The 25,087-nt window shown below is 64.2% G+C and carries 24 protein-coding genes; 11 read left to right on the top strand and 13 right to left on the bottom strand.

Annotated features, from left to right (window positions below):
* Nucleotides 1-51: 51 nt before the first annotated feature.
* Nucleotides 52-264 (top strand): hypothetical protein, encoded by a 213-nt coding sequence (locus JJE66_RS33525; RefSeq protein ID WP_200520044.1) that lies wholly within the window; start codon nucleotides 52-54, stop codon nucleotides 262-264.
* On the opposite strand, the gene JJE66_RS33520 is transcribed toward JJE66_RS33525, so the two are convergent.
* Complete coding sequence (locus JJE66_RS33520; protein ID WP_200520043.1) at nucleotides 265-1,476, bottom strand: hypothetical protein; 1,212 nt, start codon at nucleotides 1,474-1,476, stop codon at nucleotides 265-267.
* 2 nt (nucleotides 1,477-1,478) lie between these two features.
* The gene (locus JJE66_RS33515; protein WP_200520042.1) at nucleotides 1,479-2,843 is read right to left on the bottom strand and encodes an APC family permease; all 1,365 of its coding nucleotides are present in this window, start codon (nucleotides 2,841-2,843) and stop codon (nucleotides 1,479-1,481) included.
* Between the two features lie 342 nt (nucleotides 2,844-3,185).
* Between JJE66_RS33515 and JJE66_RS33510 the strand changes: the two genes are divergently transcribed.
* Nucleotides 3,186-4,538 carry an alpha/beta hydrolase gene (locus JJE66_RS33510; RefSeq protein WP_200520041.1) on the top strand — a complete coding sequence of 451 codons (1,353 nt, stop codon included), beginning with the start codon at nucleotides 3,186-3,188 and terminating at the stop codon, nucleotides 4,536-4,538.
* Nucleotides 4,539-4,577: 39 nt separating this feature from the next.
* Here JJE66_RS33510 and JJE66_RS33505 read toward each other — a convergent pair whose 3' ends face one another.
* Together JJE66_RS33505 and JJE66_RS33500 are read right to left on the bottom strand one after the other, a co-directional pair.
* On the bottom strand, nucleotides 4,578-4,970 hold the full coding sequence (locus JJE66_RS33505; protein ID WP_200520040.1) for a hypothetical protein: 393 nt from the start codon (nucleotides 4,968-4,970) through the stop codon (nucleotides 4,578-4,580).
* A 91-nt stretch (nucleotides 4,971-5,061) separates the two neighbouring features.
* Nucleotides 5,062-6,231: an MFS transporter gene (locus JJE66_RS33500; RefSeq protein WP_200520039.1), complete on the bottom strand. Its 1,170-nt coding sequence runs from the start codon at nucleotides 6,229-6,231 to the stop codon at nucleotides 5,062-5,064.
* A gap of 186 nt (nucleotides 6,232-6,417) precedes the next feature.
* Here JJE66_RS33500 and thrS point away from each other — a divergent pair, with 186 nt between their 5' ends.
* From thrS to JJE66_RS33485, 3 genes are all read left to right on the top strand, one after another.
* Nucleotides 6,418-8,460, top strand: coding sequence for a threonine--tRNA ligase (thrS, locus tag JJE66_RS33495; RefSeq protein WP_200520038.1), 2,043 nt, complete (start codon nucleotides 6,418-6,420; stop codon nucleotides 8,458-8,460).
* Nucleotides 8,461-8,550: 90 nt separating this feature from the next.
* The gene (locus JJE66_RS33490) at nucleotides 8,551-9,114 is read left to right on the top strand and encodes a nitroreductase (protein WP_200520037.1); all 564 of its coding nucleotides are present in this window, start codon (nucleotides 8,551-8,553) and stop codon (nucleotides 9,112-9,114) included.
* Between the two features lie 66 nt (nucleotides 9,115-9,180).
* Entirely contained in the window at nucleotides 9,181-10,449 is a 1,269-nt protein-coding gene (locus tag JJE66_RS33485; RefSeq protein WP_200520036.1) for a serine hydrolase, read from the top strand.
* Here JJE66_RS33485 and JJE66_RS33480 read toward each other — a convergent pair.
* The 3 genes from JJE66_RS33480 to JJE66_RS33470 form a co-directional block, all read right to left on the bottom strand.
* On the bottom strand, nucleotides 10,435-12,897 hold the full coding sequence (locus JJE66_RS33480) for a bifunctional diguanylate cyclase/phosphodiesterase (RefSeq protein ID WP_200520035.1): 2,463 nt from the start codon (nucleotides 12,895-12,897) through the stop codon (nucleotides 10,435-10,437). The genes JJE66_RS33485 and JJE66_RS33480 overlap by 15 nt on opposite strands.
* A gap of 533 nt (nucleotides 12,898-13,430) precedes the next feature.
* The gene (locus JJE66_RS37780) at nucleotides 13,431-13,733 is read right to left on the bottom strand and encodes a hypothetical protein (protein WP_246756747.1); all 303 of its coding nucleotides are present in this window, start codon (nucleotides 13,731-13,733) and stop codon (nucleotides 13,431-13,433) included.
* A gap of 203 nt (nucleotides 13,734-13,936) precedes the next feature.
* Complete coding sequence (locus tag JJE66_RS33470) at nucleotides 13,937-14,131, bottom strand: hypothetical protein (RefSeq protein ID WP_200520034.1); 195 nt, start codon at nucleotides 14,129-14,131, stop codon at nucleotides 13,937-13,939.
* A gap of 110 nt (nucleotides 14,132-14,241) precedes the next feature.
* Here JJE66_RS33470 and JJE66_RS33465 point away from each other — a divergent pair, with 110 nt between their 5' ends.
* A complete protein-coding gene (locus tag JJE66_RS33465) occupies nucleotides 14,242-14,406 on the top strand; it encodes a hypothetical protein (RefSeq protein WP_200520033.1) in 165 nt (54 codons plus the stop codon).
* A gap of 31 nt (nucleotides 14,407-14,437) precedes the next feature.
* Here the strand turns inward: JJE66_RS33465 and JJE66_RS33460 are convergent, their stop codons facing one another.
* Nucleotides 14,438-15,421, bottom strand: coding sequence for an aldo/keto reductase (locus JJE66_RS33460; RefSeq protein ID WP_200520032.1), 984 nt, complete (start codon nucleotides 15,419-15,421; stop codon nucleotides 14,438-14,440).
* 101 nt (nucleotides 15,422-15,522) lie between these two features.
* Between JJE66_RS33460 and JJE66_RS33455 the strand changes: the two genes are divergently transcribed.
* Nucleotides 15,523-16,416, top strand: a complete 894-nt coding sequence (locus JJE66_RS33455; protein WP_200520031.1) for a LysR family transcriptional regulator — start codon at nucleotides 15,523-15,525, stop codon at nucleotides 16,414-16,416.
* Nucleotides 16,417-16,419: 3 nt separating this feature from the next.
* Here JJE66_RS33455 and JJE66_RS33450 read toward each other — a convergent pair whose 3' ends face one another.
* Nucleotides 16,420-17,493: a hypothetical protein gene (locus JJE66_RS33450; RefSeq protein WP_200520030.1), complete on the bottom strand. Its 1,074-nt coding sequence runs from the start codon at nucleotides 17,491-17,493 to the stop codon at nucleotides 16,420-16,422.
* A gap of 234 nt (nucleotides 17,494-17,727) precedes the next feature.
* Between JJE66_RS33450 and JJE66_RS33445 the strand changes: the two genes are divergently transcribed.
* The gene (locus tag JJE66_RS33445; protein WP_200520029.1) at nucleotides 17,728-18,756 is read left to right on the top strand and encodes a patatin-like phospholipase family protein; all 1,029 of its coding nucleotides are present in this window, start codon (nucleotides 17,728-17,730) and stop codon (nucleotides 18,754-18,756) included.
* A gap of 34 nt (nucleotides 18,757-18,790) precedes the next feature.
* Here the strand turns inward: JJE66_RS33445 and JJE66_RS33440 are convergent, their stop codons facing one another.
* Together JJE66_RS33440 and JJE66_RS33435 are read right to left on the bottom strand one after the other, a co-directional pair.
* The gene (locus tag JJE66_RS33440; protein ID WP_200520028.1) at nucleotides 18,791-19,219 is read right to left on the bottom strand and encodes a CBS domain-containing protein; all 429 of its coding nucleotides are present in this window, start codon (nucleotides 19,217-19,219) and stop codon (nucleotides 18,791-18,793) included.
* A 188-nt stretch (nucleotides 19,220-19,407) separates the two neighbouring features.
* A complete protein-coding gene (locus JJE66_RS33435) occupies nucleotides 19,408-20,148 on the bottom strand; it encodes a rhomboid family intramembrane serine protease (RefSeq protein WP_200520181.1) in 741 nt (246 codons plus the stop codon).
* A gap of 600 nt (nucleotides 20,149-20,748) precedes the next feature.
* On the opposite strand from JJE66_RS33435, the gene JJE66_RS33430 reads away from it, so the two are divergent.
* A complete protein-coding gene (locus JJE66_RS33430; protein WP_200520027.1) occupies nucleotides 20,749-21,303 on the top strand; it encodes a PAS domain-containing protein in 555 nt (184 codons plus the stop codon).
* 19 nt (nucleotides 21,304-21,322) lie between these two features.
* On the opposite strand, the gene JJE66_RS33425 is transcribed toward JJE66_RS33430, so the two are convergent.
* Nucleotides 21,323-21,712, bottom strand: a complete 390-nt coding sequence (locus JJE66_RS33425; RefSeq protein WP_200520026.1) for a hypothetical protein — start codon at nucleotides 21,710-21,712, stop codon at nucleotides 21,323-21,325.
* 169 nt (nucleotides 21,713-21,881) lie between these two features.
* Between JJE66_RS33425 and JJE66_RS33420 the strand changes: the two genes are divergently transcribed.
* Together JJE66_RS33420 and JJE66_RS33415 are read left to right on the top strand one after the other, a co-directional pair.
* Complete coding sequence (locus tag JJE66_RS33420; RefSeq protein ID WP_200520025.1) at nucleotides 21,882-22,385, top strand: GNAT family N-acetyltransferase; 504 nt, start codon at nucleotides 21,882-21,884, stop codon at nucleotides 22,383-22,385.
* Nucleotides 22,386-22,499: 114 nt separating this feature from the next.
* Nucleotides 22,500-22,793: a hypothetical protein gene (locus JJE66_RS33415; RefSeq protein WP_200520024.1), complete on the top strand. Its 294-nt coding sequence runs from the start codon at nucleotides 22,500-22,502 to the stop codon at nucleotides 22,791-22,793.
* A 78-nt stretch (nucleotides 22,794-22,871) separates the two neighbouring features.
* Here JJE66_RS33415 and JJE66_RS33410 read toward each other — a convergent pair whose 3' ends face one another.
* Nucleotides 22,872-24,875, bottom strand: a complete 2,004-nt coding sequence (locus JJE66_RS33410) for a DEAD/DEAH box helicase (protein WP_200520023.1) — start codon at nucleotides 24,873-24,875, stop codon at nucleotides 22,872-22,874.
* Nucleotides 24,876-25,087: the final 212 nt, after the last annotated feature.

The raw sequence follows: 25,087 nt of genomic DNA, 5'->3' as shown, positions 1-25,087 counted from the left end.
CCGGACCTGTGCCCTCGCGTTGTTGTGATGCTCCCACGGGAGGAAACAACAATGCGCTGGAAAATCAGCCCTCATTTTCACTTCAGGCCTGGTTCACATCTTGGCTTTGATCCGCGGGATCGCGATCCCCGCACCATCGATATGCTCGCGATCATCGCGCTGCTCGTCCTCGTCATCGGCTCCGGCTGGTATCTGGCGACAAGCCTTGCAACGCCGCCGAGCACGACAGCTTTCATCGTGCCAAGCCAGAGCGTGCACTGGTAGCTAACGGAACCAGAAGAAGCGTCCGGGCGGCGGCGGGACCGGCTCGGGTGGACGCGGCCGCTTCGGCCGCGGTCTCAGCGGCGGCTCTGCGGATGACGTGGTCTCCACGGCCGGCGTGGCCTCAGTCCCCGGGATCTTCACTGCCAGCAGCAGATTCGACTCGTGCATGCGCCAGCGATAGCCGACGCCGAAATCGATCGGCTGAGCGCGGGTGAACAATTCCGCGTAGCGCTCCTGATAGCGGCCGGGGAATTCGCCGATCGGCCCGAGATAGCGGCCGAACGGGAAGAAGCGCCATTGCCGCGCATTGTAATTGGCAAGCGGAATGCCGGAATCGTCCTGGATGATGGTCGCGCTGTTGGCGAGCAGCCAGTCGCGCGCGACGGTGAAATTGCCGGCATGCAAGAGATACGACGCGCTCTTGATCAGGCTGTTGCCGGGCCCGAGCGTCTCGCAAAACTTCAGGAAGCCGGCCGCGCGTACGCCTGGGTTGGAGAGATCGGTCGAGAAATAATACAACGTGCGCGCTTCCCCATCGCTGCCTGCAAAGGTGATGCGCACGCCGCGCGTCGCGTTCGGTCCCGGATTGTCCTTGCCCGCATGCACCCCGCCCTTGTCATCGAGCGCGACCATCTCGACGTTGCGGATGGTCTTTCCCGAGCGCGCCAGGAAGACATAGAGGATCGGCAGGGTGCCGTTGACCTGGTTGGCGTGCAGGTCGACCTTCATCTGTTTGGTGATGAAAAAGGAAAAGCTCAGGATCGAACCGAGCGAGCGCTCGACATTGTAGAGCGCCGCACTGATCGAGCCGCGCGGCAGCCTCGACAGGTCGGGCACCGCACTGGCCGGCTCCAGCGCCCCCAGCACATAGGTGCTGGCCTTGGAATAGAAGGCGTTGGCGTAGAGAAAATCCGGGCCGCTGAACAAATAGAACATGGTCGGCCGCGGCGCGGCGAGATTGACGTCGGACCAGCTCCTGATCTTCGACAATTGCCGCTGCTCGAGCTGGGCGAAGGCGCTGTCGAAGAATTTTGCGTGATGCTGCCAGGACGGGTCCTTGGTGAGCGCAACCAGCGGCGAATCTGCCGAAGGCTGCATGCCCGCAAGGAAGCGCGCAGTGTCGTCGAAGGTGACCTCGGCCGCGCGCGCGGACGAGATGGCCGCAGCCAGCAAGGCAAAAGCGACGGCCGCAATTCTCATGGGTCGAAACATGTCTATTCGCGATTGTGTGACGTGGCAGCGGCGACCGGCCGCCTGCGGAAAACAGCATAAATCAACAGGCCCGAGAGCATGACGAGCATCCCCGACAGCGACTGCACGGGCCGCTCAGTCAAGAGGTAGTACATCATGGACGCGGTCACGAGCAGGAAAATCAGAGGCGTGAACGGGTATCCCCAGGCACGATAGGGCCGCGGCAGGTCGGGATCGGTGATGCGGAGCTTGATGACGCCCGCGACGGTAAAGAACGAGCAGAACAGCAGCGAGAACTGGATGAAGTCGAGCACCGCCTCGAAGCTGCGCGTGAACAGCAGCAGGTTGGCGATCACAAGCTGAAACAGGATGGCATAGGCCGGTGCGCCGCTCGTCGATTTGCGCGAGAACACGCGCAGCGCCAGGATATCCTCCCCCATCGTCATCATCACGCGCGGACCGATCCACATCATCGCGCTGATCGAGGAGATCAGGCCGACGCAGATCATCGCACCGACGATCCGGCCGCCGAGAGTACCGAAGATGGCGCTGCCGGCCACGCTTGCCACATCGAGCTGGCCGGCGAGCGCACTGACCGGCGTGGAGTAGAGAAACACGGCGTTGAGGGCGACGTAGAGGACGAGCACGATCAGCGTACCCACGAGCAGCGCGCGCGGCAGGTTCCGCTGTGGCATCTTCATCTCGCCGATGATGTAGGTCGCGGCATTCCAGCCGGAGAACGAGTACATGACGAAGACAAGCCCGATCGCGAAGGGCGCGCTCACGATATGGGCGAGATCGCCGGCCTGCGGTGCAAAGGAGATCGGCTGCGGTGTGCCGATGACGAAGCCGGCGACGAGGAAAGCGACGATCAGCACGACCTTGAGGACGGTCGAGATCAGCTGGAAGGTCGAGGAGTGCCTGACACCGGTCAATTGCACGAGCGAGACCAGCCACACCACGCCGATCGCGAGCGGGATCGGCGGCAGGCCCGGCATGACGGACTTGGCGTACTCACCGAAAGCCATGGCCGCGAGCGCCACCGGCGCCGCGAAGCCGACGGTCGCCGAGACCCAGCCGGCGAGAAAGCCGAAGGCCGGATGATAGGCGCGGCCGAGGAAATTGTACTCGCCGCTCGAGCGCGGAAACATCGCCCCCAGCTCGCTGTAGGAGAACACGCCGCACAGCGCGACGATGCCTCCGACTGTCCACAGCGCGAGGATCGCAAAACCGGACGGTATATCCTTGACCTGGAAGCCGAGGCTGGTGAAGACGCCGACCCCGATCATGTCGGCAACGACGATAGCGGTTGCGACCAGAACGGAAACCCCGGAGCCGCCTCCAGTGAGCCGCCCAGTCCAGGCGGTTCCCGCATCTGATGCCGTCATCTGGGTCCTTAGCCTCAGGCGTCGCGCCTCATAGAAGGCATCGTGCAGATTGGTCCAGTCAATTCAAGCAGGGTTAACAAGGGCTAAATGAGGCGGCCAGAATAGGTAATTGGGCACCGTATATGCACGCTTTGGGCAACAAACCCGTAGTCGGCTACGGAAATCTGCATTCTCCCCCCACAATCGCGACACGATTGCGTGGTCTTTTTTGATCGCTCCGGATGTGGGGAAAGTTTCTCCGGACGCTTAACGTCGCCTAAACGCCAGTCGGCTCAATTGTCTTAATCGTCGCTGCTGGACTTAGGTTCATGGCTTGGGTTTGTTCCTTGGGGTCATGGGTGGATGGTCGGGGCCGTTCCGAAATTGAGAGCAGGCATTCGTGCTGACCGGACCAAGGCGTCCGGCGCGCGCGGTCGTGCGCTCCGGATCGTCCTGACCTCAGCCTTGGTGCCGATGTCGCTGACGCTGGTTCAATGCGGCCAGGCGCCCAATCCGGGAGCGCTCGCGGCGAACTCGCAGGCCAATGTCCAGGTCGTCAACCAGACCGTCGCCAAGACCAATCCGCAAGTCTCCAATCAACAAGTCGCAAGCGGCGACACTTTCGAGGATCGCTTCCCCGCCCCGCAGTTCAGGGAGCGCTTCCCCTCGGCGAGCGAGAGTTTTCTGCAACGGCAGATGTCGGACTTCTCGCCCAAGCGCGCCGTCCAGCAACAATCCCCGGAGCAAGCGCCCTACAAGGTCGCATCGCTTGCGCCGCAGGTCCCGTATCAGCGTCCGCCGCGTGAGGACCTGACGACGCTCGTCAGCATGAAGTCCTCGGCCTTCCCCTATTTCGGCAACAACCCGGCCTCGGATGCACCCTTCCTCAATATCTCCAAGGGCGACCGTCGCGGCCACCGCAGCTACTCGGGGCGCGTGTTCTGGCAGGACGAGACCTACAACGACAGCCGCGTGCTGGTGCACGTCCCCGAACATTTCGACGTGCGCAAGCCTGGCGTGATCGTGGTGTTCTTCCACGGCAACGGCGCAACGCTTGAGCGCGACGTGCGCGACCGCCAGCTGGTGCCGCAACAGATCACCGATTCCGGCGCCAACGCCGTGCTCCTTGCGCCGCAGATGGCCGTCGATGCCGCCGATTCCAGCGCGGGAAAGTTCTGGCAGCCCGGCGGCCTCAAGCGATTCATGGAGGAGTCCGCAAGCCACCTCGCCAGCCTCACCGGCGACCCCAATAGCGCGCGGGCCTTTGCCAACATGCCGATCGTGATCGTGGGCTATAGTGGCGGCTTCCTGCCAACCGCCTGGAGCCTGGAGGTCGGCGGCATCAGCGACCGCGTCCGTGGCGTCGTGCTGCTCGATGCGGTCTACGGCGAAATGGACAAGTTCGCGTCCTGGATCGAGAGCCACCGCTCCGGCTTCTTCGTCAGTTCTTACACCAACTACACGGCGCGGCGCGACCGCGACTTGATGAGCATGCTCAGACAGAAGGGCATCGACGTTTCCGAGGACATGGATGGCCCCCTGCGTCCCGGCAGCGTGGTGTTCGTCGAAACCGGCGACGGCATCACACATCGCGACTACGTCAATCGCGCGTGGACGCAATACCCGCTCAAGGACGTGCTGGTGAAGATGTCGGCAACACCGGCGCTGGCGCTGACACGCGTCGCCGCCACCAGCCCATCAGCACCGAGCCGCTAACCAGTCGTTGTCGGCGACTGGGTGCCCGGCTCCCGCCGCTTAGCTCTTCGGCAGTTTCGGAATGCTCTCGGCAAAGCCGTTGAAGCAGGCCAGCCGCTCATCCTCTTCCTTGAAGAAACGGCAATCGGCGTAGCCCTTGGCCTTTGGCGGCTTCGGCTTCGGCGTCGGCGGGGTAATGGCGTCGTAGCAGTTGAGCCGGTCCTTGGTGCCATCGTCGGTGTCGAGGCAGGCCTGGAGCCTAGCCGCGATCGACTGCGGCTTGCCCTTCGGCGCCGCGGCGGTGGGCTTTGCGGCAGCCTCTTTCGTGCCCGCTTTGGTCCCCTTGGGCTTGACCTGCACCAACGGCTTGTCCCCCACCATCGGTGGCTTGTCGGTTTGTGCAAACGCGGCAGTCGAACAGAGCACCGCGGCAACCGCCAAAATCATCCTCATCTCAGTCAACTCTCTTTGGTCCCCATGCCTCGCCTTCTAGCGCTCTCGCGCGCGGTTTGCCAAGCGCATTGCGCACAGGAAAATGCCAGTTCTAGGCTGTGGCAGTAGTCGGCCGGGATCGGCTGAGAACCACCAGGATCAGCGCCAGGACCACGAAGCCAACCGCCACGAAGCCGATACTATGCAGCAATTCGCGGGCAAACAGCAGCCCGCCGACGGCAGAGCCAATGGCCTGGCCGATATAGAGGACCGACGTATTGAGCGCGACGGTCGCGGGCGCAAGCGGCGGCGCTGCCGCGACCAGCCGCACCTGCTGCATCGAATTGGTCGAGGCAAAGCCCAGTCCCCAGATCGCAACTGCAATGGCCATCAACACAAGAGTGCCGGCGCTCAGCGCCCACCCCGTGATGCCCGTCAGTAACAGGCACGTGAACAGCAACGAGGTCCGGTACGGCCCCCACGTGTCGACGATGCGGCTCGCAACGACGACGCCGAGGAAGCCGCAGACACCGTAGATGGCGAATACCATACCGATCGCATCCGGGCTTGCCTCGGTGAGCTTCTTCAGCAGCGGGCCCATGAAGGTGAACACCGCGAACTGTCCGGACATTTGCAGCATCGTGATCGCGAGCAGCAGCAGGATCGTCTTGCTGCGCCCGACTTCGCCCCACGTCTTCAGGTCGACCGGCGCGCCCTTCAAGCCGGCCGGCAGGCGCACCAGCAGCGACAGGAAGCTGATGCAGCCAAGAGCGCCGATCCCGCCATAGGCGGCGCGCCAGCCATAGCGGCTGGCGATGAAGGTGATCAGCGGAAGCCCGACGGCGGCCGCGAGCGACCAGCCGAGGAAGATATAGGCAAGCGTGCTGCCGCGCCGCTCAGCGGGCACGAGCAGCGCTGCCGTGCCTGCGGCCTGCGGCGTGTACAGCGCACCGACGGCGAGCATCACCAGACGGATGACGAGCAGGCTGGTGTAGTCGGACGCAAATGCCGAGGCGAGATTGCCGGCAGCCAGCACCGCAAGCGTAGTCGAGAGCAATACCCGCCGCTCGATGCGGCTGGTCAGCCACGCCGTCAGCGGCGAGCCGATGCACAGCGTGATTGCGCCAAAGGTGATGAGCAGCCCGGCCGCATGGATGCTGATCCCGAGCCCCGCCGACAATTCCGGCAGCATCCCCGCCGGCGCCAGCACCGAGCACCCGGTGACGAGATTGCCAAGCATCAGGGCGGTTGCTGTGAAACGGCCGGCGCGGGGATTTTCCATGCAGATGCATGTAGAACAGACGCGCGGCCGGTTAAAGGGCGCGGTACAAAATAGTTGGAGCGCCGCCCCGGCTTTTGCGCGCCACTTTCTTGGAATTGCCGGATTGCGCAGGCCGAATCCCCTGATATATCGCTCGTTCCCGCTTACCTGCGCTCGTTCGCAGGAGTGAGCCTCAGGAGAAAAGCAATGACCGACGACCGCAAGTCCGAATCCGGCTTCCAATACAGCCTGAGCAATCTCAAGCCTGCGACCACTCCGGAAAAAATCACCCTCACCTTCCCTGACGGCGCCCGGCGCGAATACGCCAAGAGCATCACCGGCCTCGAGATCGCCAAGGGCATCTCGCCGTCGCTGGCCAAGCGCACCGTGGCGATGGCGCTCGACGGCGAGCTCGCCGACCTCAACGACCCGATCGAGACCGATGCGAAGATCGAGCTGGTCAACCGCGACGATCCGCGCGCGCTCGAGCTGATCCGCCACGATTGCGCGCACGTACTTGCGGAAGCCGTGCAGTCGCTGTGGCCGGGCACGCAGGTGACCATCGGTCCGGTGATCGAGAACGGCTTCTATTACGACTTCTTCCGCAACGAGCCGTTCACGCCGGAGGATTTTGCCGCCATCGAGAAAAAGATGCGCGAGATCGTCGCGCGCGACAAACCCTTTACGAAAGAGGTTTGGGACCGCGAAAAGACCAAGCAGGTGTTCCGCGACAAGGGCGAGGCCTTCAAGGTCGAGCTGGTCGACGCCATTCCCGGCAACGAGCCGATCAAGATCTACTACCAGGGCGACTGGTTCGATCTGTGCCGCGGCCCGCACATGACCTCGACCGGCAAGGTCGGCAACGCCTTCAAGCTGATGAAGGTGGCCGGCGCCTATTGGCGCGGCGACAGCAACAATCCGATGCTGACCCGCATCTACGGCACGGCGTTCGCCAAGCAGGAGGATCTCGACGCTTATCTGAAGCAGATCGAGGAAGCCGAGAAGCGCGACCATCGCAAGCTCGGACGCGAGCTCGACCTCTTCCACTTCCAGGAGGAAGGTCCGGGCGTCGTGTTCTGGCACCCGAAGGGCTGGACCATCTTCCAGCAGCTGATCGCCTATATGCGCCGCCGCCTGACCGGCGACTACAACGAGGTCAACGCGCCGCAGATCCTCGACAAGTCGCTGTGGGAAACCTCCGGCCATTGGGGCTGGTACCGCGAGAACATGTTCGCGGCGCAGTCCGCCGGCGACGAAGCCGAGGATAAGCGCTGGTTTGCGCTGAAGCCGATGAACTGCCCCGGCCACGTGCAGATCTTCAAGCACGGCCTGAAGAGCTACCGCGACCTGCCGTTGCGCCTTGCCGAGTTCGGCGTGGTGCATCGCTACGAACCGTCCGGCGCCATGCACGGCCTGATGCGGGTGCGCGGCTTCACCCAGGACGACGCGCATGTCTTCTGCACAGAGGACCAGCTCGCCAACGAGTGCCTGAAGATCAACGATCTCATCCTGTCGACCTATGCCGATTTCGGCTTCACCGGCGAACTGACGGTGAAGCTCTCGACCCGGCCGGACAAGCGCGTCGGCACCGATGCGATGTGGGATCACGCCGAGCGCGTGATGGCGACCGTGCTGCGCGAGATCCAGTCGCAGAACAATCACATCAAGACCGAGATCAATCCGGGCGAAGGCGCCTTCTACGGGCCGAAGTTCGAATACGTGCTGCGCGACGCCATCGGCCGCGACTGGCAATGCGGCACCACGCAGGTCGACTTCAACCTGCCGGAGCGGTTCGGTGCGTTCTACATCGACCATGACGGCGGCAAGAAACCGCCGGTCATGGTGCATCGCGCGATCTGCGGCTCGATGGAGCGCTATATCGGCATCCTGATCGAGCACTATGCCGGCAACTTCCCGCTCTGGCTCTCGCCGGTGCAGGCGGTGGTCACCACCATCACCTCGGAAGGCGACGAATACGCCAAGCAGGTGCTGGAGCAGGCGCGGCGCGCCGGCCTGCGAGTCGAGATCGACCTGCGCAACGAAAAGATCAACTACAAGGTCCGAGAGCATTCGCTGGCCAAGATCCCGGCACTGCTCGTGGTCGGAAAAAAGGAGGCGGAGTCGCATTCGGTCTCGGTCCGCAGGCTCGGCAGCGACGGTCAGACGGTGATGACGACCGCGGAGGCGATCGCCGCGCTGGTCGACGAGGCGACCCCGCCGGATGTCCGGCGGGCACGCGACGCGGCCTGATCTGAATCGATCTAAACTCGCTTTCGGTTGCGGGCGTGCATGCCTATCTGGGCATGGCACGCCCGACGACCAGCCGAAGAGGAAACCGCAGTGCCCGACGCCATCGAACTCCTGAAGACCCGCCGCTCGGTCAAGCCGCGCGAGATGACCAGCCCCGGCCCCTCGCCGGCAGAACTCGAGACCATCTTGACGATCGGCGCGCGCGTGCCGGATCACGGCAAGCTCGCACCCTGGCGCTTCATCATTTTCGAGGGCGACGCCCGCATGCGCGCCGGCGAGGTGATCGCGAAAGTTTTTGCGCAGAAGAATCCCGGCGCGCCCGCAGCCGACATCGAGACCGAGCGGAAACGCCTCACCGACGCGCCGCTGGTGATCGGCATTGTCAGCTTCACCAAGCCGCATCCGAAGGTGCCGGCCTTCGAGCAGGAATTGTCGGCGGGCGCCAGCGTCATGAACATCGTCACGGCCGCGACCGCGCTCGGCTACGGCGCCTGCTGGCTGACCGGCTGGTTCTGCTTCGATCGCGACGTGCTGGACGGGCTTGGCCTCAAGGCGGACGAAAGGCTCGCCGGCCTCGTCCATATCGGCACGCCGACCAGGCCGAGCGAGGACCGTCCGCGACCGGTCCTTTCCGATATCGTGACGCGGTTTTAATCGAAGTCTTGTTGACGGCTCGAACGTCTTGCGGCTTTGATCCCTCCCGCGAGGGAGAAAGCCCGGATGAAGCGTCGTGAATTTCTGGTCGGGGCTGCGATGCTGGCCGGCGGAATAGCGCGAAGCCGCGCCGCCGACATCCCGGCGCCCGCGCCCGACAAGCTGCAACGCATCACTTCGTTTTTTGAAAACGAGGTCACCACCGGCCGTTTGCCGGGAGCGATCGTCCTGATCCAACAGCACGGCAAGCCGGTCTATTTCAAGCTGTTCGGCGTGCGCGATGTCAGGACCCGTCTGTCGATGACGCCGGACACGATCTTCGCCATCCATTCCATGACCAAGCCGATCACCAGCCTGGCCGCGATGATGCTGATCGACGAGGGCAAGCTTGCGCTCACCGATCCCGTGTCGAAATACATCCCCCTCTTCGCCGGCACCAAGGTGGGGCTCGAGATCACCAAGCCCGACGGCTCGCTGGCGCTCGACCTGGTGCCGCCGATTCACCCGGTGACGATCCGGGATCTGATGCGGCACACCTCTGGCATCAGCTACGACTATATCGGCGGCAAATGGGTCGAGCTTGCCTACAAGGCGGCCGACATTTTCGAAGGCTCCTTCAATAACAGGGAATTCGCCGACCGTATCGCCAAGCTGCCGCTGGCGCGCCAGCCGGGCACGTTGTGGCGCTACGGTCACTCCACCGACGTGCTCGGCAGCGTCATCGAAATCATCACCAAGCAGACGCTGTATGACGCATTGAAGCAGCGCATCCTCGATCCGCTCGGCATGACCGGCACCAAATTCGTGCTGTCGACACCCGACGAACTCGAGCGCATGGCGCGGCCGCTGCCGAGCGACCAGATCCTGCTCGATGCCGAGCGCGAGCGTCTCGCCCATCCGGAATGGCAATCCGGCGGCGGCGGCCTGCTCTCGACCGTCACCGACTATCAGCGTTTCTCGCAAATGCTGCTCAATGGCGGCGAGTTTGATGGCAAGCGCTATCTCAGCCCGGCCGCGTTCAAGGACATGACGACCGACCAGATCGGGCCCGGCTCGGGCGTCGACCGCGACTATTTCTATTTCCCCGGTGACGGCTTTGGTTATGGCTATGGCCTCGCGGTGCGCACCGACCCCGGCAATGCGAAACCACCGCCGCCCGGTTCGCTCGGCGAATTGAAATGGGACAGTGGCAGCGGCACCTATTTCGGCGTCGATCCCAAGCTCGACATGATCTACGTCCTGATGCAGCAAACCCAGAACGAGCGCGGCCGCATCACGCCGGCGTTCAAGGAACTGGTCTACGACACCTTTCCCCCCGAGCTACGCCGCCCATGAGGCGCGCTGCCCGAAATCGGCGAGCAGCTTTGCGATCTCGGCGGCAGGCCGCGCCGCGCTGAAGAAAAAGCCCTGCACCTCGTTGCAGCCCTCGGCGCGGAGCCAGTCGAGCTGGTCCTTGGTCTCGACGCCCTCCGCGGTCGTGGTGATGTTGAGGCTGCGGCCGAGCCCGGAGATCGCGCGCACGATGGCGACGCAATCGGGCCGCTCGGCCAGATCCTTGACGAAGGAGCGATCGATCTTGATCTTGTCGAACGGGAAGCTGCGCAAATAGCTGAGGCTGGAATAGCCGGTGCCGAAATCATCCATGGAGATGCTGACACCGAGCTCGCGCAGCTGATGCAGCGTGGCGAGATTGGCGTCGGTCTCGGCGAGGAAGATCGATTCGGTGATCTCCAGCTCGAGCCGCTTCGGCGACAGGCCGGATTGCGCGAGGGCCGAGATCACGACCTGAACCAAATTGCGGCTGCGGAATTGCGCCGGCGACAGATTCACCGCGACCTTGACGTCAACAGGCCATTTCACCGCTTCGGAGCAGGCTTCGCGTAACACCCATTCGCCGAGCTGTGTGATCAGGCCGATGTCCTCGGCGACCGGAATGAACTCCGCCGGCGAGATCATGCCCTTGTCGGGATGACGCCAGCGCAATAGCGACTCGAAGCCGGAGATGCGATCGGAGGCGATCGACACCAGCGGCTGGTAGTGCAGCTCGAACTCGCCATTGGCAAAGGCGCGGCGCAAATCGACTTCCATATCGCGGCGCTTCTGCGCCTGGAGGTCCATCTCGCGCTCGAAGAAATGGTGCATGCCGCCGCCGTCGGACTTGGCTCGGTACAGCGCCATGTCGGCGTTGCGCATCAGCTCCTCCGAGGTCGTGCCGTCGCCCGGCGACAGCGCAATGCCGATGCTGGCACCGATCACCATCTCCTGGCCGTCGATGTCGTAGGGCGCCTTCAGCATGTCGATCAGCAGCGTCGCGCAGGCGCTGGCTTCGTTCGGCGAGATGTCGGCTGCGAGGATCACGGCGAACTCGTCGCCACCGAGGCGTGCAGCGAGATTGGCACCGCGCACCGCCGTGGTGAGGCGCTCGGCAACTTCCTTCAGCAGGCGATCTCCCGAAGGGTGCCCGAAGGAATCGTTGATGTTCTTGAACAGGTCGAGGTCGATATAGAGCACACCGACGCGCTTGCCGCCGGCCTGATCCAGCGCCTGCTTCAGCCGATCCTGGAAATATTCGCGGTTCGGCAGATCGGTGAGCCCATCGTGATGCGCCATGTGGGCGATCCGCGCCTCGGCCTTGCGCCGCTCGGTGATGTCGACCACCGCGACCAGATATCCGTCGCGGCCGTCGAAGGCGACGCGGCGGCCGAAGGTGAGCACCTCGATCTCGCTGCCGTCGGCGCGCAGATGCCGCCAGTTGCGCGAGGAATGATAAGTGTCGCCGACGCGTTCGAGCGCCTCGGCGTGGCTGTCCCATTCGTCCTGCGGCCAGATCTCGTGCAGCTTCATGCGCAGGAAGGCGGCGCGGCCGTAGCCGTAATGCTGGACCGCGGCGTCGTTGACGCCGAGGAATTGCTTGGTGTCGGCGTCGAACACCCACATCGGCATCGGGTTGTTGTCGAACAGCAGGCGGAACGAGGCGTCGCGCCGCTTGAGGGCGGTGACATCGGAGATCGTCAGCGAGATGACGTCGGCGAAGGCGGTGGCGCTGAGCCGGAGATTGCGGCCGTCATGCTCGATCTCGAGCTGCTCGCCGCGGCCGCCGCAGACGGCCTTGAGCAGGAATTCCATGATCTCGGGCGAAGCCAGCAACGTGCTGCCCTCGCCGATCCGCCGCCACAACAGGCTTCCGCTCGCGACCCTGAGCAGCAGCCCGGCGCTCTTGTTGTGATGCACGATTTGGAGATCGAACGGCGTGCCATTCGCGTCGCGCAGCGTTGCCAGCGAGATGACCGCGTCGTCGGTCGCCGAGAAGATCGCGTCGAGGAGATTGTACTGCGCGCCGCGCTCGTTGACGTAAGCGCCGACCAAGGTTGCGCCCCAGCGCGAGGCGGTCGGCAGCGCCAGCAGATCGTAGGTCCTGACCATTCCGTCGCGCACGCAATGCGCGCTCGCCTGGTGCGGCTGGCCGTTTCTGAGTGCATTCGCCACCGCTTCCGAGAGCGCGGTGGCACAATCCGGCGACAGCTCCGCGACCGGAATGTCCCAGCGCTCCTCGCCCAGCCATTTCTGCACGTAACGTCCGCTGCGCGACAATTCGAGCGCGCCGTCGCCCTTGAGCAACGCGATGTGGTCGGCGAGCCGACCGAGACTGCCGAGCATCACGTCCTCATAGCGCGGCAGCCGTTCACCCGGCTTCAACGCGGCACGCCATTTGCGCTGAAGTACAGGGATGTCTTCAAACATTTCGGCGGCCGGCGTTCCCGACGCTCTCTTTGCGGCACTCATCGTGGTCCCCAACGCACTTTCCCTGCGCATCCAACGCAATCGCGCTTAATGGCTTGTAAAAGCTGCGCAGTTTCGGGTTCCATTCGGCGATTATGACAGTTTTAAGTCGGGTGTTGGTTAGTGGGCGTTAGAGACTATGACAGGCGTTTGAAATGCGATGCGTCCGACGCGCAAGCCGAGCCTCGAAGGATGAATCGGCCGGGATACAGCCGGGCTGTCGCCCTTCGAAGCCTCCGCTTCGTTCCGGCACCTCCAGCGACAATGGCTTCGCCATTGCGCGGGGGTGACGGCGACGGGTAAGCGCTCGCGGCAACATTCGATTTCTGATACGTCAGATACACCTTCGCCCTCTCGCGGCTTGTTTGCCCGAGCTTTGCTTGGTCGCCTCACCCTCAATTGAAAGAGGGCGCAGGGAAGACCGGATGCCGGCTGGCACCCGCGGTCCACTGTGCGAAGTTGCAGATAGAAGAACTGCACAGCGGCATACAGGTGAAGCCAAACAACCGGCCTTCCCTGCGCAGTGGTTTGACGGCTTATGTCGTGCTCTCCCCGGGGAGCGATGCACTATTGCCCCCGTCGCCTTGCGGATGACTGATGCGCATGTCCGGTTGGACGGCACGCATCACCACAAGACTTGGCGCACAGGCTCCGGGCGCCAGGACCACACGATTTTGCCGTACGCCGATCACACCGGTCGTGCGCGCGACGGCTTCGCTCACGGTTGCCCGCCCTGCAAAACCCTTCGCGCCGATGTGACCCACGCCCACCGCCATCCAGCCCGCGTTCGTGACGATCGCGATACGCCCCTCTTCCTTGGGCCGGAGTGAGCGACACATACGCCGTTTCCGAATTTCGGTAAAGTGGAATATTTTTGGCGGCGAGGATTGACCCGCCGATCGTGTGTTTTGCCTGACGGGCAACGCAAGATCTCGCAGCCCGGATGGTGCGCAGCGAAATCCGGGATTCCATCCATACGGATGCAGCGGCCCCGGATTGCGCTGCGCTCCATCCGGGCTACAGGCTCAAAGTGAAAGGCCCGCTAGTCCTCGCTCGACGCCGCGAAGCGGTTGCGCAGATGCGCCTGGGACAACAGGAAGAACAGCGCGCGCTCGCCGTGATATTTCGCGGACGGCCGGGTGCGCTCGAAACCATCGGCAAAGATCTTGCCGGACTGGTCACAGACCTGCCACCGCCAACCGAACCGTTTGCGCCTGGTGAGGATCACTTCGAACATACCGACGAGCTTGGCCCCTGCTCCTGCCGGTCTCGCAAAGCCACCAAGCCTGCGCCGGCCTCCCCCATTGGACGGATGCCCGACATATAACCCAGCAGGATGGAAAGCGAATGAAATTGATTATCGGAAATACGTATCTTGCACCGGTTATGACGAACTCACGACGCGCCTGGAATAAGCCGATGCCGCCGGTGTTTTGTCCACCTTTCGCGGCGCCGCTTGGTAGCGTTGACAGCGATATTCAAATCGAAACCAAAGATGGAAATGTCCGGTAAGCGAACACTCACCGGACATTCACAACGAATGTCAGCGGCCGACTCGTGCCTGAAGATGCGCAGGATAGCGGTCGCCTTGCACCGCCACCTTGGCCAGCACCTCTGCAATGGCCGCGAGATCGGCATGCGACAGCATTACCGCAGCCGCGCCGAGATTTTCCTCGAGCCGGTGCAGCTTGGTGGTGCCGGGGATAGGCACGATCCACGGCTTCTGCGCGAGCAGCCAGGCCAGCGCGATCTGCGCCGGCGTCACCTTCCGCACCGCAGCGATCTCGCCGAGCAGATCGACCAGCGCCTGATTGGCTTTGCGTGCGCTGGATGAGAAGCGCGGTACGATGTTGCGGAAATCGCTGCTGTCGAACGTCGTGCTCTCGTTGATCGCGCCGGTCAGAAAGCCCTTGCCGAGCGGGCTGAAGGGAACGAAGCCGATGCCGAGCTCCTCCAGCGTCGGCAGGATTTCCTGCTCCGGCTCGCGCCACCACAGCGAATATTCGCTTTGCAATGCGGCGACGGGCTGCACCGCATGGGCGCGGCGGATGCTTGAGGCGCCCGCCTCCGACAGGCCGAAATGCAGCACCTTACCCTCGCGGATCAACTCCTTGACCGCTCCGGCGGTGTCCTCGATCGGCACCGCGGGATCGACGCGGTGCTGATAGAACAGGTCGATGCGGTCGGTCTTCAGCCGCCTCAAGGCGGCCTCCGCCACCGCCTTGACGTTGGCGGGAGTGCTGTCGAGCCCTTCTTCGACCTTGCCGCCCTTGAAGCCGAACTTGGTGGCGATCACCACTTTGTCGCGGAACGGCAGCAGCGCCTCGCCCAGAAGCTCCTCGTTGACGAAGGGTCCATAGGCTTCCGCGGTGTCGAAGAAGGTCACGCCGCGCTCGAACGCGGTCCTGATCAGGGCGATCGCCTGCGACGTCCCGGTGGCAGGACCATAGCCGAAGCTCAGCCCCATGCAGCCAAGGCCGAGGGCCGAGACCTCGAGGCCGCCTTTGCCTAGTTTGCGCGTTTGCATCGCATCTCTCCTTGAAGATCAAACTCGTTCCGAATCTAGGCCGGACGCGCGCTCGCGATTAGGTGATAAAATCGGCATGTACTCTTGACCTGGATTCATCAATGGCCCGCGCCAACATCAACGACCTGCTCGCCTTTCTCGCCGTCGCGCGCGAACGCAGCTTTACCCGTGCTGCCGCGCAGCTCGGCGTGTCGCAATCGGCGTTGAGCCATACCGTGCGCGCGCTCGAGGAGCGGTTGGGCCTGCGCCTCCTCACCCGCACCACCCGCAGTGTCGCGCCGACCGAAGCCGGCGAGCGCCTCTTGCGCAATGTCGGACCGCGCTTCGACGAGATCGATGCGGAATTGTCGGCACTGACGGAGCTGCGCGCCACGCCGGCCGGCACCGTCCGCATCACTGCCGGCGAACATGCCGCGCAGACGGTGCTGTGGCCGGTGCTCGCAAAGCTGTTGCCGCGCTATCCCGACATCAAGGTCGAGCTCGTCGTCGACTATGGCCTTACCGACATCGTGACTGAACGCTACGACGCCGGCGTGCGCCTCGGCGAGCAGGTCGCCAAGGACATGATCGCGGTGCGGATCGGGCCGGAGATGCGGATGGCCGTGGTCGCTTCGCCCGCTTATTTCGCCGCGCGCGGCAAGCCGAAGCAGCCGCAGGACCTGACCGGGCACAATTGCATCAACCTCCGCCTGCCGACCTATGGCGGGATCTATGCCTGGGAGTTCGAGAAGCGCGGCCGGGCCATGAAGGTGCGCGTCGACGGGCAACTCGTGTTCAACACCGGCCTGCTGCGGATGAATGCCGTGCTGGCCGGCCTCGGCGTTGCCTATATCCCGGAAGATCTCGTCAAGCGCGGGATCGCCGACGGCCGGCTGATTCGCGTGCTCGCCGATTGGTGCGCGCCGTTTGCCGGCTATCACCTCTATTATCCGAGCCGGCGGCAGCCGACGCCGGCGTTTGCCGTGCTGGTGGAGGCGTTGCGGTATCGAAAGTAAGGATCAGCGCGCGACGACTTCGACCTCGCCGTCGACACCGTTGACGACGTTGAAGCCGCGCTCGTAGACCTTGCCTTCGTTCTTGGCGATGGCGCGGTACTCGCCTTCGGACAGCACGACGCGCGGGAAGGCGCCGATCGATTCCTTGATGACGTCGCCGCCCGGCGTCAGCACCGACCAGGCGGTGTTGGCGAGCGCCTCGCCGCCCTTGTCGCTGACCAGTTTCAGCGTGATGACGGCGGCGCGGTGGGTGATGGTGACGTCGGTGAGCTTGCCGGCCTGGACGCGGATGTCCGAGCGCACCACCGAATTGGCGTCGCCGTAGTTCGAGATGATGTAGTAGGTGCCCTCCGGCAGCAGCACGACGTCGCCGGCCGCGACGTTCGGCACCAGCGAGGCGCGTTCGCCGGTTTCGAACTGGCTACCCTTGTAGATCGCAAAAGAGATCTGGTTCTGCGGAATGCGGCTGGTGCCGACGCGCCCCTCGATCCGCAGGCCGCCGGCGGGCAGCACGAAGGATTCGCGGTCGGTCTCGGCCTTCAGGCTCACGGTGCGCACCGCGCTGACCAATCCAAAAGCAACGTGCACGACGTAATTGCCCGGTGGGAGCACGATATTGGGCGTGGCGTTGCGGTCCTCGCGGATCAGCTTGAAGGTGCCGTTCTCGTCGGGCCGGTCGGCAAACACCCGCCAGACCAGGCCGCTGGTGATCGCAGGTGTGTCCTTACCGTACTTCGCGGTCAGCGACAGCACCGCCTGCCCGGGCGCAGCGGCGCTGAGGGGCGGCGCCGACGGAACGGTCGTCACCGCAGGCGGCGGCATGCTGGGCGTGTTCGGCTGCGTCAGAGTCGGCGGCAGGCTCGGAAGCGCAGCCCCGGGGCCGGAGGGGGGCGCCAGACTGACGGCGCCACCGGGGTCGGGCACCGAAGCCGGGGGCACCGGCGGTGGGCGATCAGAGAAAAGCTGCGCCCGCGCAGCATTTTGGCCAAATCCAACGAGGCACGCAGCAAAGACGAGCGCCGGCAGCAGCCAGCCGCCGCGCCGCCATCCGATGATGCCGTCACCCCCGAGAGTCATGCCTCTGCTTTTCACCGAAAACGCGGCAAATTCAAGCCTCTGAAATCCCATGAAATACGGCCTTGTGGAACCGAAATGACGCCTGCGTGATTGGTCCTGCACCAACGGGCCCTCGCCACACTCCCGCCCCCTGCTTCCCGAACGGTGTAAACCATGCTTCGCGCTCGTTCTGGCGAAGCGGAATTGCGGTGCCTAGTCTGGTGATGCGGCTGGCCCCGGGGTAGGAGAGTTTCGGTGCTGGATCTGTTGAGAGGTCGGAGCGTGAATGGCTCCAATGGCGAGAAAGTCGGGCTCGGCAGCATTCGCAAGCCGGTCATTGGCCTTGCCCTCGGCGGCGGCGCTGCGCGCGGCTTTGCCCATATCGGTATTTTGAGGACGCTGCTGGCCAACGGCATCGTGCCCGACGTCGTGGTCGGCACCTCGATTGGGGCGGCGGTCGGCGGCGCCTATGCGGCCGACCGGCTCGACGCGCTGGAAGACTGGGCGCGCAGCCTGCAGGGCGTGCGCAACATTCTCGGCTATCTCGACATCCGCCTCGACGGCTCGGGCCTGATCGGCGGCGAGAAGCTCGCAACCCGGCTCGAAGCGTCGATCGGCCAGACCCTGATCGAGGACCTGCCGATGAAATACGCCTCGGTCGCGACCGAGGTCCGCACCGGCCACGAGATCTGGCTGACGCGCGGACGCCTGATCGAGGCGATGCGCGCCTCTTATGCCCTGCCCGGCATCTTCTCACCGGTGATGGTCGGCGACCGCTGGCTGGTCGACGGCGCGCTGGTGAACCCGGTGCCGGTTTCGGCGGCCCGCGCGCTCGGCGCCGAGATCGTCATCGCCGTCAATCTGTCCAGCGACATCTTCACCCATTCGACGACGATCTATCAGCACGGCGCGATGCCCTCACAGGCCGCCCCTGTGACAACGGAGACCCCGGCCAAGCGGCGGTTTCCGCGCTTCTTCTCGCCGGAGAAAACCGTCAAGCGCGAGTTCTTCGGCACCGCCGGTCGTCCCGGCATCTCCTCGGTGATGGTGGATGCCTTCAACATCATGCAGGACCGCATCACCCGCGCGCGGCTCGCCGGCGATCCGCCCGACCTGCTGATCACGCCGCGCCTCGGCCAGTTCGGCTGGTTCGATTTCCATCGTGCCGAGGAGCTGATTACGCATGGTGCGCGCGCTGCCGAACGCGCACTGGAGTCGATCCAGGAGACCATCGACGTGCTGGCGGCGGCGCCCGAAGGGGCTCCGCCGAAAGCGGTCGAATAAGCTCAGCGAGTAAGAAGGGACGTAACAGGCTTGCTCAGGCGGTCTTGATGTAGTCGCGCAGGGCCTCCTGCTCGGATTCGTATTCCTGCACGCGGCGCTTGACGATGTCGCCGATCGAGATCAGCCCGACCACCTTGCCGTTGTCGAGGACCGGCAGGTGCCGGAACTTACCGGTGGTCATCATCTCCATCAGTTCGGCGACCGTGTCGGTCTCCTTGCAGGTCACGACCTTGCGGGTCATGACGCTCGAGACGGCCTCCTCCAGCACGCCGGCGCCGCGCTCACCGAGCACGCGCACGATGTCGCGCTCGGACAGGATGCCCTCGAGCCGGCTCTGGTCCATGACCAGCACCGCGCCGATCTTCTTCTCGGCCAGCAACTTCACCGCAGCCGCGAGCTTCGCGTCGGGCGCGACGCTCATGATCTGGTGGCCCTTGGTGTTGAGAATCGAACGTACCGTCATTGTCGCCTCCCTGAATCGGATCCGTCCGCTTTGCGCGGTCCGGACTTGTTCGCGAGTCTTCAACTAACAGTTTCGGCGCCGGTTTCACGCTCAGGCGCTTTGCGAAGCATCACTTCTACGGGCTTGTCGCTTCGGAACATTCTTCACGAGAATGATGGATGAATTCAGGCCGCGCCGCAAGCGCCGCTTCAAATACCGTCTGTAATGTCCTGTGATGACGCATCCGCAGCATCGCTTCGCACACGCGGCACGGGATCGAACAGCGCGAACAGCAACAGTCCTGCGAAGAAGCCGCCGATATGCGCCTCCCAGGCCACGCCCGCACTTTCGCCCTCGACGCCGATCGCGCCGACGCCGAAGATGATGTTGAGGGCGAACCACACCGCCAGGAAGCCGACGATCCGCCGGTCGCGCAGCGCCTGCAACAGCGGCAGCGCCGGAACCTTGGCGGCGGTATCGGCATCCGAACGGTTGAACGACAGAAAGCTGCCGCGCACGAAGGCGAACCGGATCGCCGCCGCCATGGCGCCCGACACCGAGGCCGAGGCGCCGATCATCGGCACCACCGCGTGCTCGTGGGTGACGAGATGGGCGAGCGCCCCGGCGGCGGCCGTCACCGCTAGGAACACGAAGAAGCGCACTGCTCCGAAACGCCGCGCCAGCGCACTGCCGAACGGCAGCAGCCACAGCACGTTGAAGGCAAGATGGGTGAGATTGGCATGCAGCAGCGAATAGGTGACGAAGGTCCAGACCTTGGCACCGCTGCCGCCGTCGAACGGCAAATTGACCAGCGAGGAATCGTAGCGCTTCGGGATGAAGCCGAAGACGTCGATGGTCCAGTTCTCCAGCTCCGGCGGCAGCAGCACCCGCAGATGGATCAGCGCGAGCAGGACAACATAGGCAGTCAGCGGCAGCGGCAGCGTCAGCATCGGCTCGCGCGGGGCCGGTTCGACGACCGGTTGATCTGACGGTGGTTGTGGCGGGGAATCCAAGGCGGTTTCGCTTTCAGGCGCGATCGAAGCAACAGGCTTTGGAGATAGTCGCCTTTACGGGCCTTGCGCAAGTGCACAAAAGGAAAAGGCAGGGCCCTGGGAAAGCCCTGCCTGTCCGTGTCGATCTTGCCGGCCGCTAAAGCGCGTTGCCGCGCATTAGGCTGTTATTTGAGCATGATCTTGCCGGAAAACCGCGACGCACTTTTCCGGATCATGCTGCGGAGGAACAAGGAGTATCCCCACCCCTCCCCGCGACCAGTGACCAAACTGTTTGACGCCCGTGTACAGGCCTCGCTGAGAACCTGGAAGAAAGCGGCGAGGCTTGCGACCGCGATCACCATAGCAGCCGCGGGACGTACGCAAAGCGCATAGTTAATTTAACGTTAACGACGCAAAGCCAGCCCCGACTGGGTCGAAAAGGCCTGCGCGGCATGGACGCTGCAATTCCCCTCCTGCACAACAACACAGGGATCTCAGGTGCACTGAAGCGGGACAGCTTTGTCCCACATGGTGCTGCCCCGGGGTGAGCGTTCAGTCATGAAACATCCGTCGAGCCGCGCGTTCTTCGTGTATTGGGACAAGAAGCGCGGCACTGCGCGGGCACCTGACAGGTCCGACGTCGACCCGGCCGCCGTTCGCGAGCTGCTCGGCGACATCTTCGTCCTGTCCTGCGAGCCGAAAACCGGCTTTCCGTTCCGCGTCGCCGGCACCCGCGTCTGCGCGCTCGCCGGCCTCGACCTCAAGGACCAAAGCTTTGCTGTGCTGTTCACCGAGGCGAGCCGCGGCGAGATCGAAGAGATCGCAACCGTCGTCGCCGACGAGACGCTCGGCGCGATCGCCGGCCTCACTGCGCTCCGCGAGGACGGCAGCAAGGCCCATCTCGAGCTTTTGCTGCTGCCCTTCAACGCCCGCCCGCATACGCCGGTGAGCGTGACCGGCGTGCTCGCGCCGTTCGACGACGAATGCGGGGCACTCGGCCCGTTCACCGTCACCTCGTGGCGCTATCTGCACCAGCCGGAGAAACTATTGCCGCGCGCGATCCGCAAATTGCAGGTCGCCCGTGGGCTCATGGTGTATGAGGGGCTGCGTTAGGCAGCCTCACCCATTGAGCTTACGGCATCGCCAGATGCCAGGCGCCGTTCAGGAATCCGTCGCCAGTGATGTCACCTGGCTTGATGTCCTTGGCGAAGGTGTAGAGCGGCTTGCCCTTGTGGGCCCACTGCTTGGAGCCGTCGTCGCGGCTGACGATGGAGTAGCCGTCGCCGGCGGCGTCGCTGGCCTCGGCCTTCAGCGCCGGCCAGTTTGTCGCACAAGGTCCGTTGCAGGCCGACTTGCCGTCCATGTCCTTGTCGAAGGTGTAGAGCGACATGCCCTTGGCGTCGGTGAGCACGTTGCCCTTGTCGGTCTTGCCGGTCTTGGTCGGCGGTGCCGCGAACGCTGCGGAGGTGATCGCAAGGGACGCAACGAGCGTGAGCGCGAGGCGGATCGAGGATGTCGTCATGGTGTCTCCTGTCATGCAATTGGCTTGCAAATTTGGTTCTGCAAATCTGGCTTGCATGGGTAGGACGCCGCACCGCGCGCACTATTCCCTCGAACGCGAGCAAAGATATTTTGGCTGCGCGCGCCAGCACGACGGAATAAATTGCTTTGGTTGAAACGGAACACTCAAGATGAGCAAGCCGCATTGGCGCCGCGCGCACGCCGGAGACCTGCTCGCGATCAGCACGATCGCGGCGCGGATTCATCCCGATCTTCCCGAGCGCCCCGAAGTGTTTGCAGAGAAGATGCGGCTTTATCCGGACGGCTGCCGCGTGCTCGCCGCAAGCGCAGATGTCGCAGGCTATGGCCTCGCGCATCCCTGGATGCAACACCATATCCCGCCGCTCGACGACTTTCTCGACCAATTGCCCAACGCGGCGGACTGCCTCTACGTGCACGACGTCGCCGTGCTGCCCGACCATCGCGGCGGCGTGGCGCGCGCTTATGTCGCCACGATCGAAGGGCTGGCGCGATCGTCAGGCATCGCTATGCTTGCACTGGTCTCCGTCTACGAAACGCGCGCGTTGTGGGAGCGGCTTGGCTTCCGGCCCGTCACAGCGGATGCGGCGCCGCACGCCAAGCTCGCACCCTATGGCGCGGGCGCCACCTATATGCTGCGCGACCTCGCCAAGTAGCCGCCCGTCCCTCACGCGGGCGTGAAGCCAAGCCTCGAACCGGTTTGGATCAGCCCCCGTCGAAGGACTGTGCGAGCCGTTCCGGTCTCGCCGAACCGAGGCTGGAGAATTCCCATGAAACTCACATTGCCTAGAGTGGCTTTGATTGCATTCGTTGCGACGACCGCGTTCACCGCAACCCGTGCCAACGCGTTGCAGTTCCGCAGCTATGGTTGCGACGTCGCCTTCTTCGAAGGCTGCGGGATCGAAGGGCCGCAGCAGAGCGGACGACACCCCGTCATTCGCATCGACACGTCGCCCACCTACATGAAGCAGACCGATCCCCGCTACAATTCGGCGATGCGGGACGCCGGCGGTGGCGGCGGAGGTGGTGGTGGCGGAGGTGGCGGAGGTGGCGGCGGCCGCTGAGCTCACAGCTGATTTTTCAGATGATGTCGCCGGTGCAATCCGGCGGCATCATTGCTGTCTGCCCTGGCGGGTGGCAGTTCAACCGCGGTGCTTCTTCTTACCCTTCTTGCCGGACGCACCCGGCCATTCGGTGACCGACGGCGCATATTTGGCGTCACCGGATTTGTCTCCGAATTTCTTGTTCTTCTTCCCGAACGCCGGCTTGCCGAATTTCCCGTCTTCGTGAGACTTAACGTGAGGCTTGGCGTGTGGTTTGCCCTGGTGCTTGCCCTCCGGCTTTCCCCGCGGTCTGTCGTGCTGCTTCGGCTCGTTCGTCTTCCAGGGATTGTCGCGGCGGCGAACAGCATGATCGTCGTCACCTTCATCGCGCTGCGGAGCGCGTGCGCGCTTCTCTGCCGGCGCCTGCCCTTGTGCTTGCGGCGCACCCGTCATCGCCTCGATGCGGATGCTGTCTTCCTTGTCCGGGCGCTTGACCTTGGCGGCGAAGGATTCCGCGACGCGCTCGGAAATCTCGAACTCGGTGGTGGTGTCCATGACCTTGATCGCGCCGATGTCGTGCTTGTCGATGCCGCCGCGGCGGCAGATCATCGGCAGCAGCCAGCGCGCTTCCGCGTTCTTTTTTCGTCCGATGGCGGCCCGGAACCAGACGGTGGGCTCCCCCATGCCGTGCTTCGGCGACGATTTCCCCGATTTGGGACGAGGCCTCTCGGACCGATCGTCGCGCGGCGTGCGATCGTCCCGGCCGCGATCATCACGCGGCCGGCTGCTCCGCTCGCCGGGATCGAGGATGTCTTCGGGCGACGGCAGTCGCGCGCGGTAAAGCCGCGCCAGCGCCGCGGCGATATCCTCGGCCGACCGCTCGGCCAGCAACGCCTGCGCCAGCACCAGATCGTCGCCGGTCGTTTCCTCGGTAAACAGCACGTCCTTCATGCGCTCATGATCGAGCTTGCGAATTTCCTCCGCCTGGGGTGCCGTGCCCCAGACCGCGTCGATACCGGACACATTCAGCAGCACCTCCGCGCGCCGTCGTCGCACGGGCGGCACCAGCAGGACGCTCGTCCCCTTTCGGCCCGCACGCCCGGTGCGGCCGGAGCGGTGCTGCATGACCTCCGGATCGTTCGGCAGATCGGCGTGAATGACGAGGTCGAGGCTCGGCAGGTCGATGCCACGGGCGGCGACGTCGGTCGCCACGCAGACACGGGACCGTCCGTCCCGCAACGACTGGAGCGCCGTGGTGCGCTCGTTCTGGGTCAATTCGCCGGAGAGAGCGACCACGGAGAAACCACGCTCCAGCAACGCTGCCTGCAAATGCCTGACGGCATCGCGGGTGTTGCAGAATACCAGCGCGCTCGGCGACTCGTAGAAGCGCAGCACGTTGACGACCGCATGCTCGACATCACCGGGAGCAACCCGGATGGCGCGATATTCGATATCGGCGTGACCGCCCTCGTCGCCCGCGACCTCGATCCGAAACGCCTGTTGCTGATACTGCTTGGCCAGCGCCACGATACCGCGCGGAAATGTCGCCGAGAACAACAAGGTGCGGCGCGTATCCGGCGTGGTCTTGAGGATGAACTCCATGTCCTCGCGAAAGCCGAGATTGAGCATCTCGTCGGCCTCGTCGAGGACGACGACCTTCAATTCCGAGATGTCGAGACGGCCGCGCCGCAGATGGTCGCACAAACGGCCGGGCGTGCCGACGACGATGTGGGCACCCGCGGCAAGCTCGCGCTGCTCGCGGCGCGGGTCCATGCCGCCAACACAGGAGACGACGCGCGCTCGGGCATGCTCATAGAGCCATGTGAGCTCGCGTTGGACCTGCAAGGCGAGCTCGCGGGTCGGCGCGACGATCAGGGCCAGAGGGGCTGCGGCCTGCTCGAACCGCTCGGCACCATCGAGCAGGTCCTTGGCCATGGCCAACCCGTAAGCGACGGTCTTGCCCGAGCCGGTCTGGGCCGAAACAAGCAGGTCGCGGTCGACGGCATCCTCGCCGAGGACGGCGAGCTGAACCGGGGTCGGTGAATCGTAATTGCGCTCGGCCAAGGCACGGGCGAGCGGCTGACTTGTGGTCGGAAAGGACACGAGATTGAAAAACCTTGGTTGGTCCAGGCGCGGAACGTTCTGCCGCAAGACCTGAAGCTTACATGTGCGGCCGTTGGCCCGGCCGCATGCTGGCGATTTGGATTTCGGGGCTCTTTACGCCAGGCGCTCGCAAATCACCATGCCTATGATGCATGGCTACGCAGAAAGACGCGCTTTGAGCGGCAGGTTACAGGGGATTTTTACGGCCATCT

The organism is Bradyrhizobium diazoefficiens, from assembly GCF_016612535.1.
Lineage (GTDB): Bacteria > Pseudomonadota > Alphaproteobacteria > Rhizobiales > Xanthobacteraceae > Bradyrhizobium > Bradyrhizobium diazoefficiens_C.
Note: the sequence above shows the minus strand (reverse complement) of the source record. Positions and strands in the feature narration are given on the sequence as shown.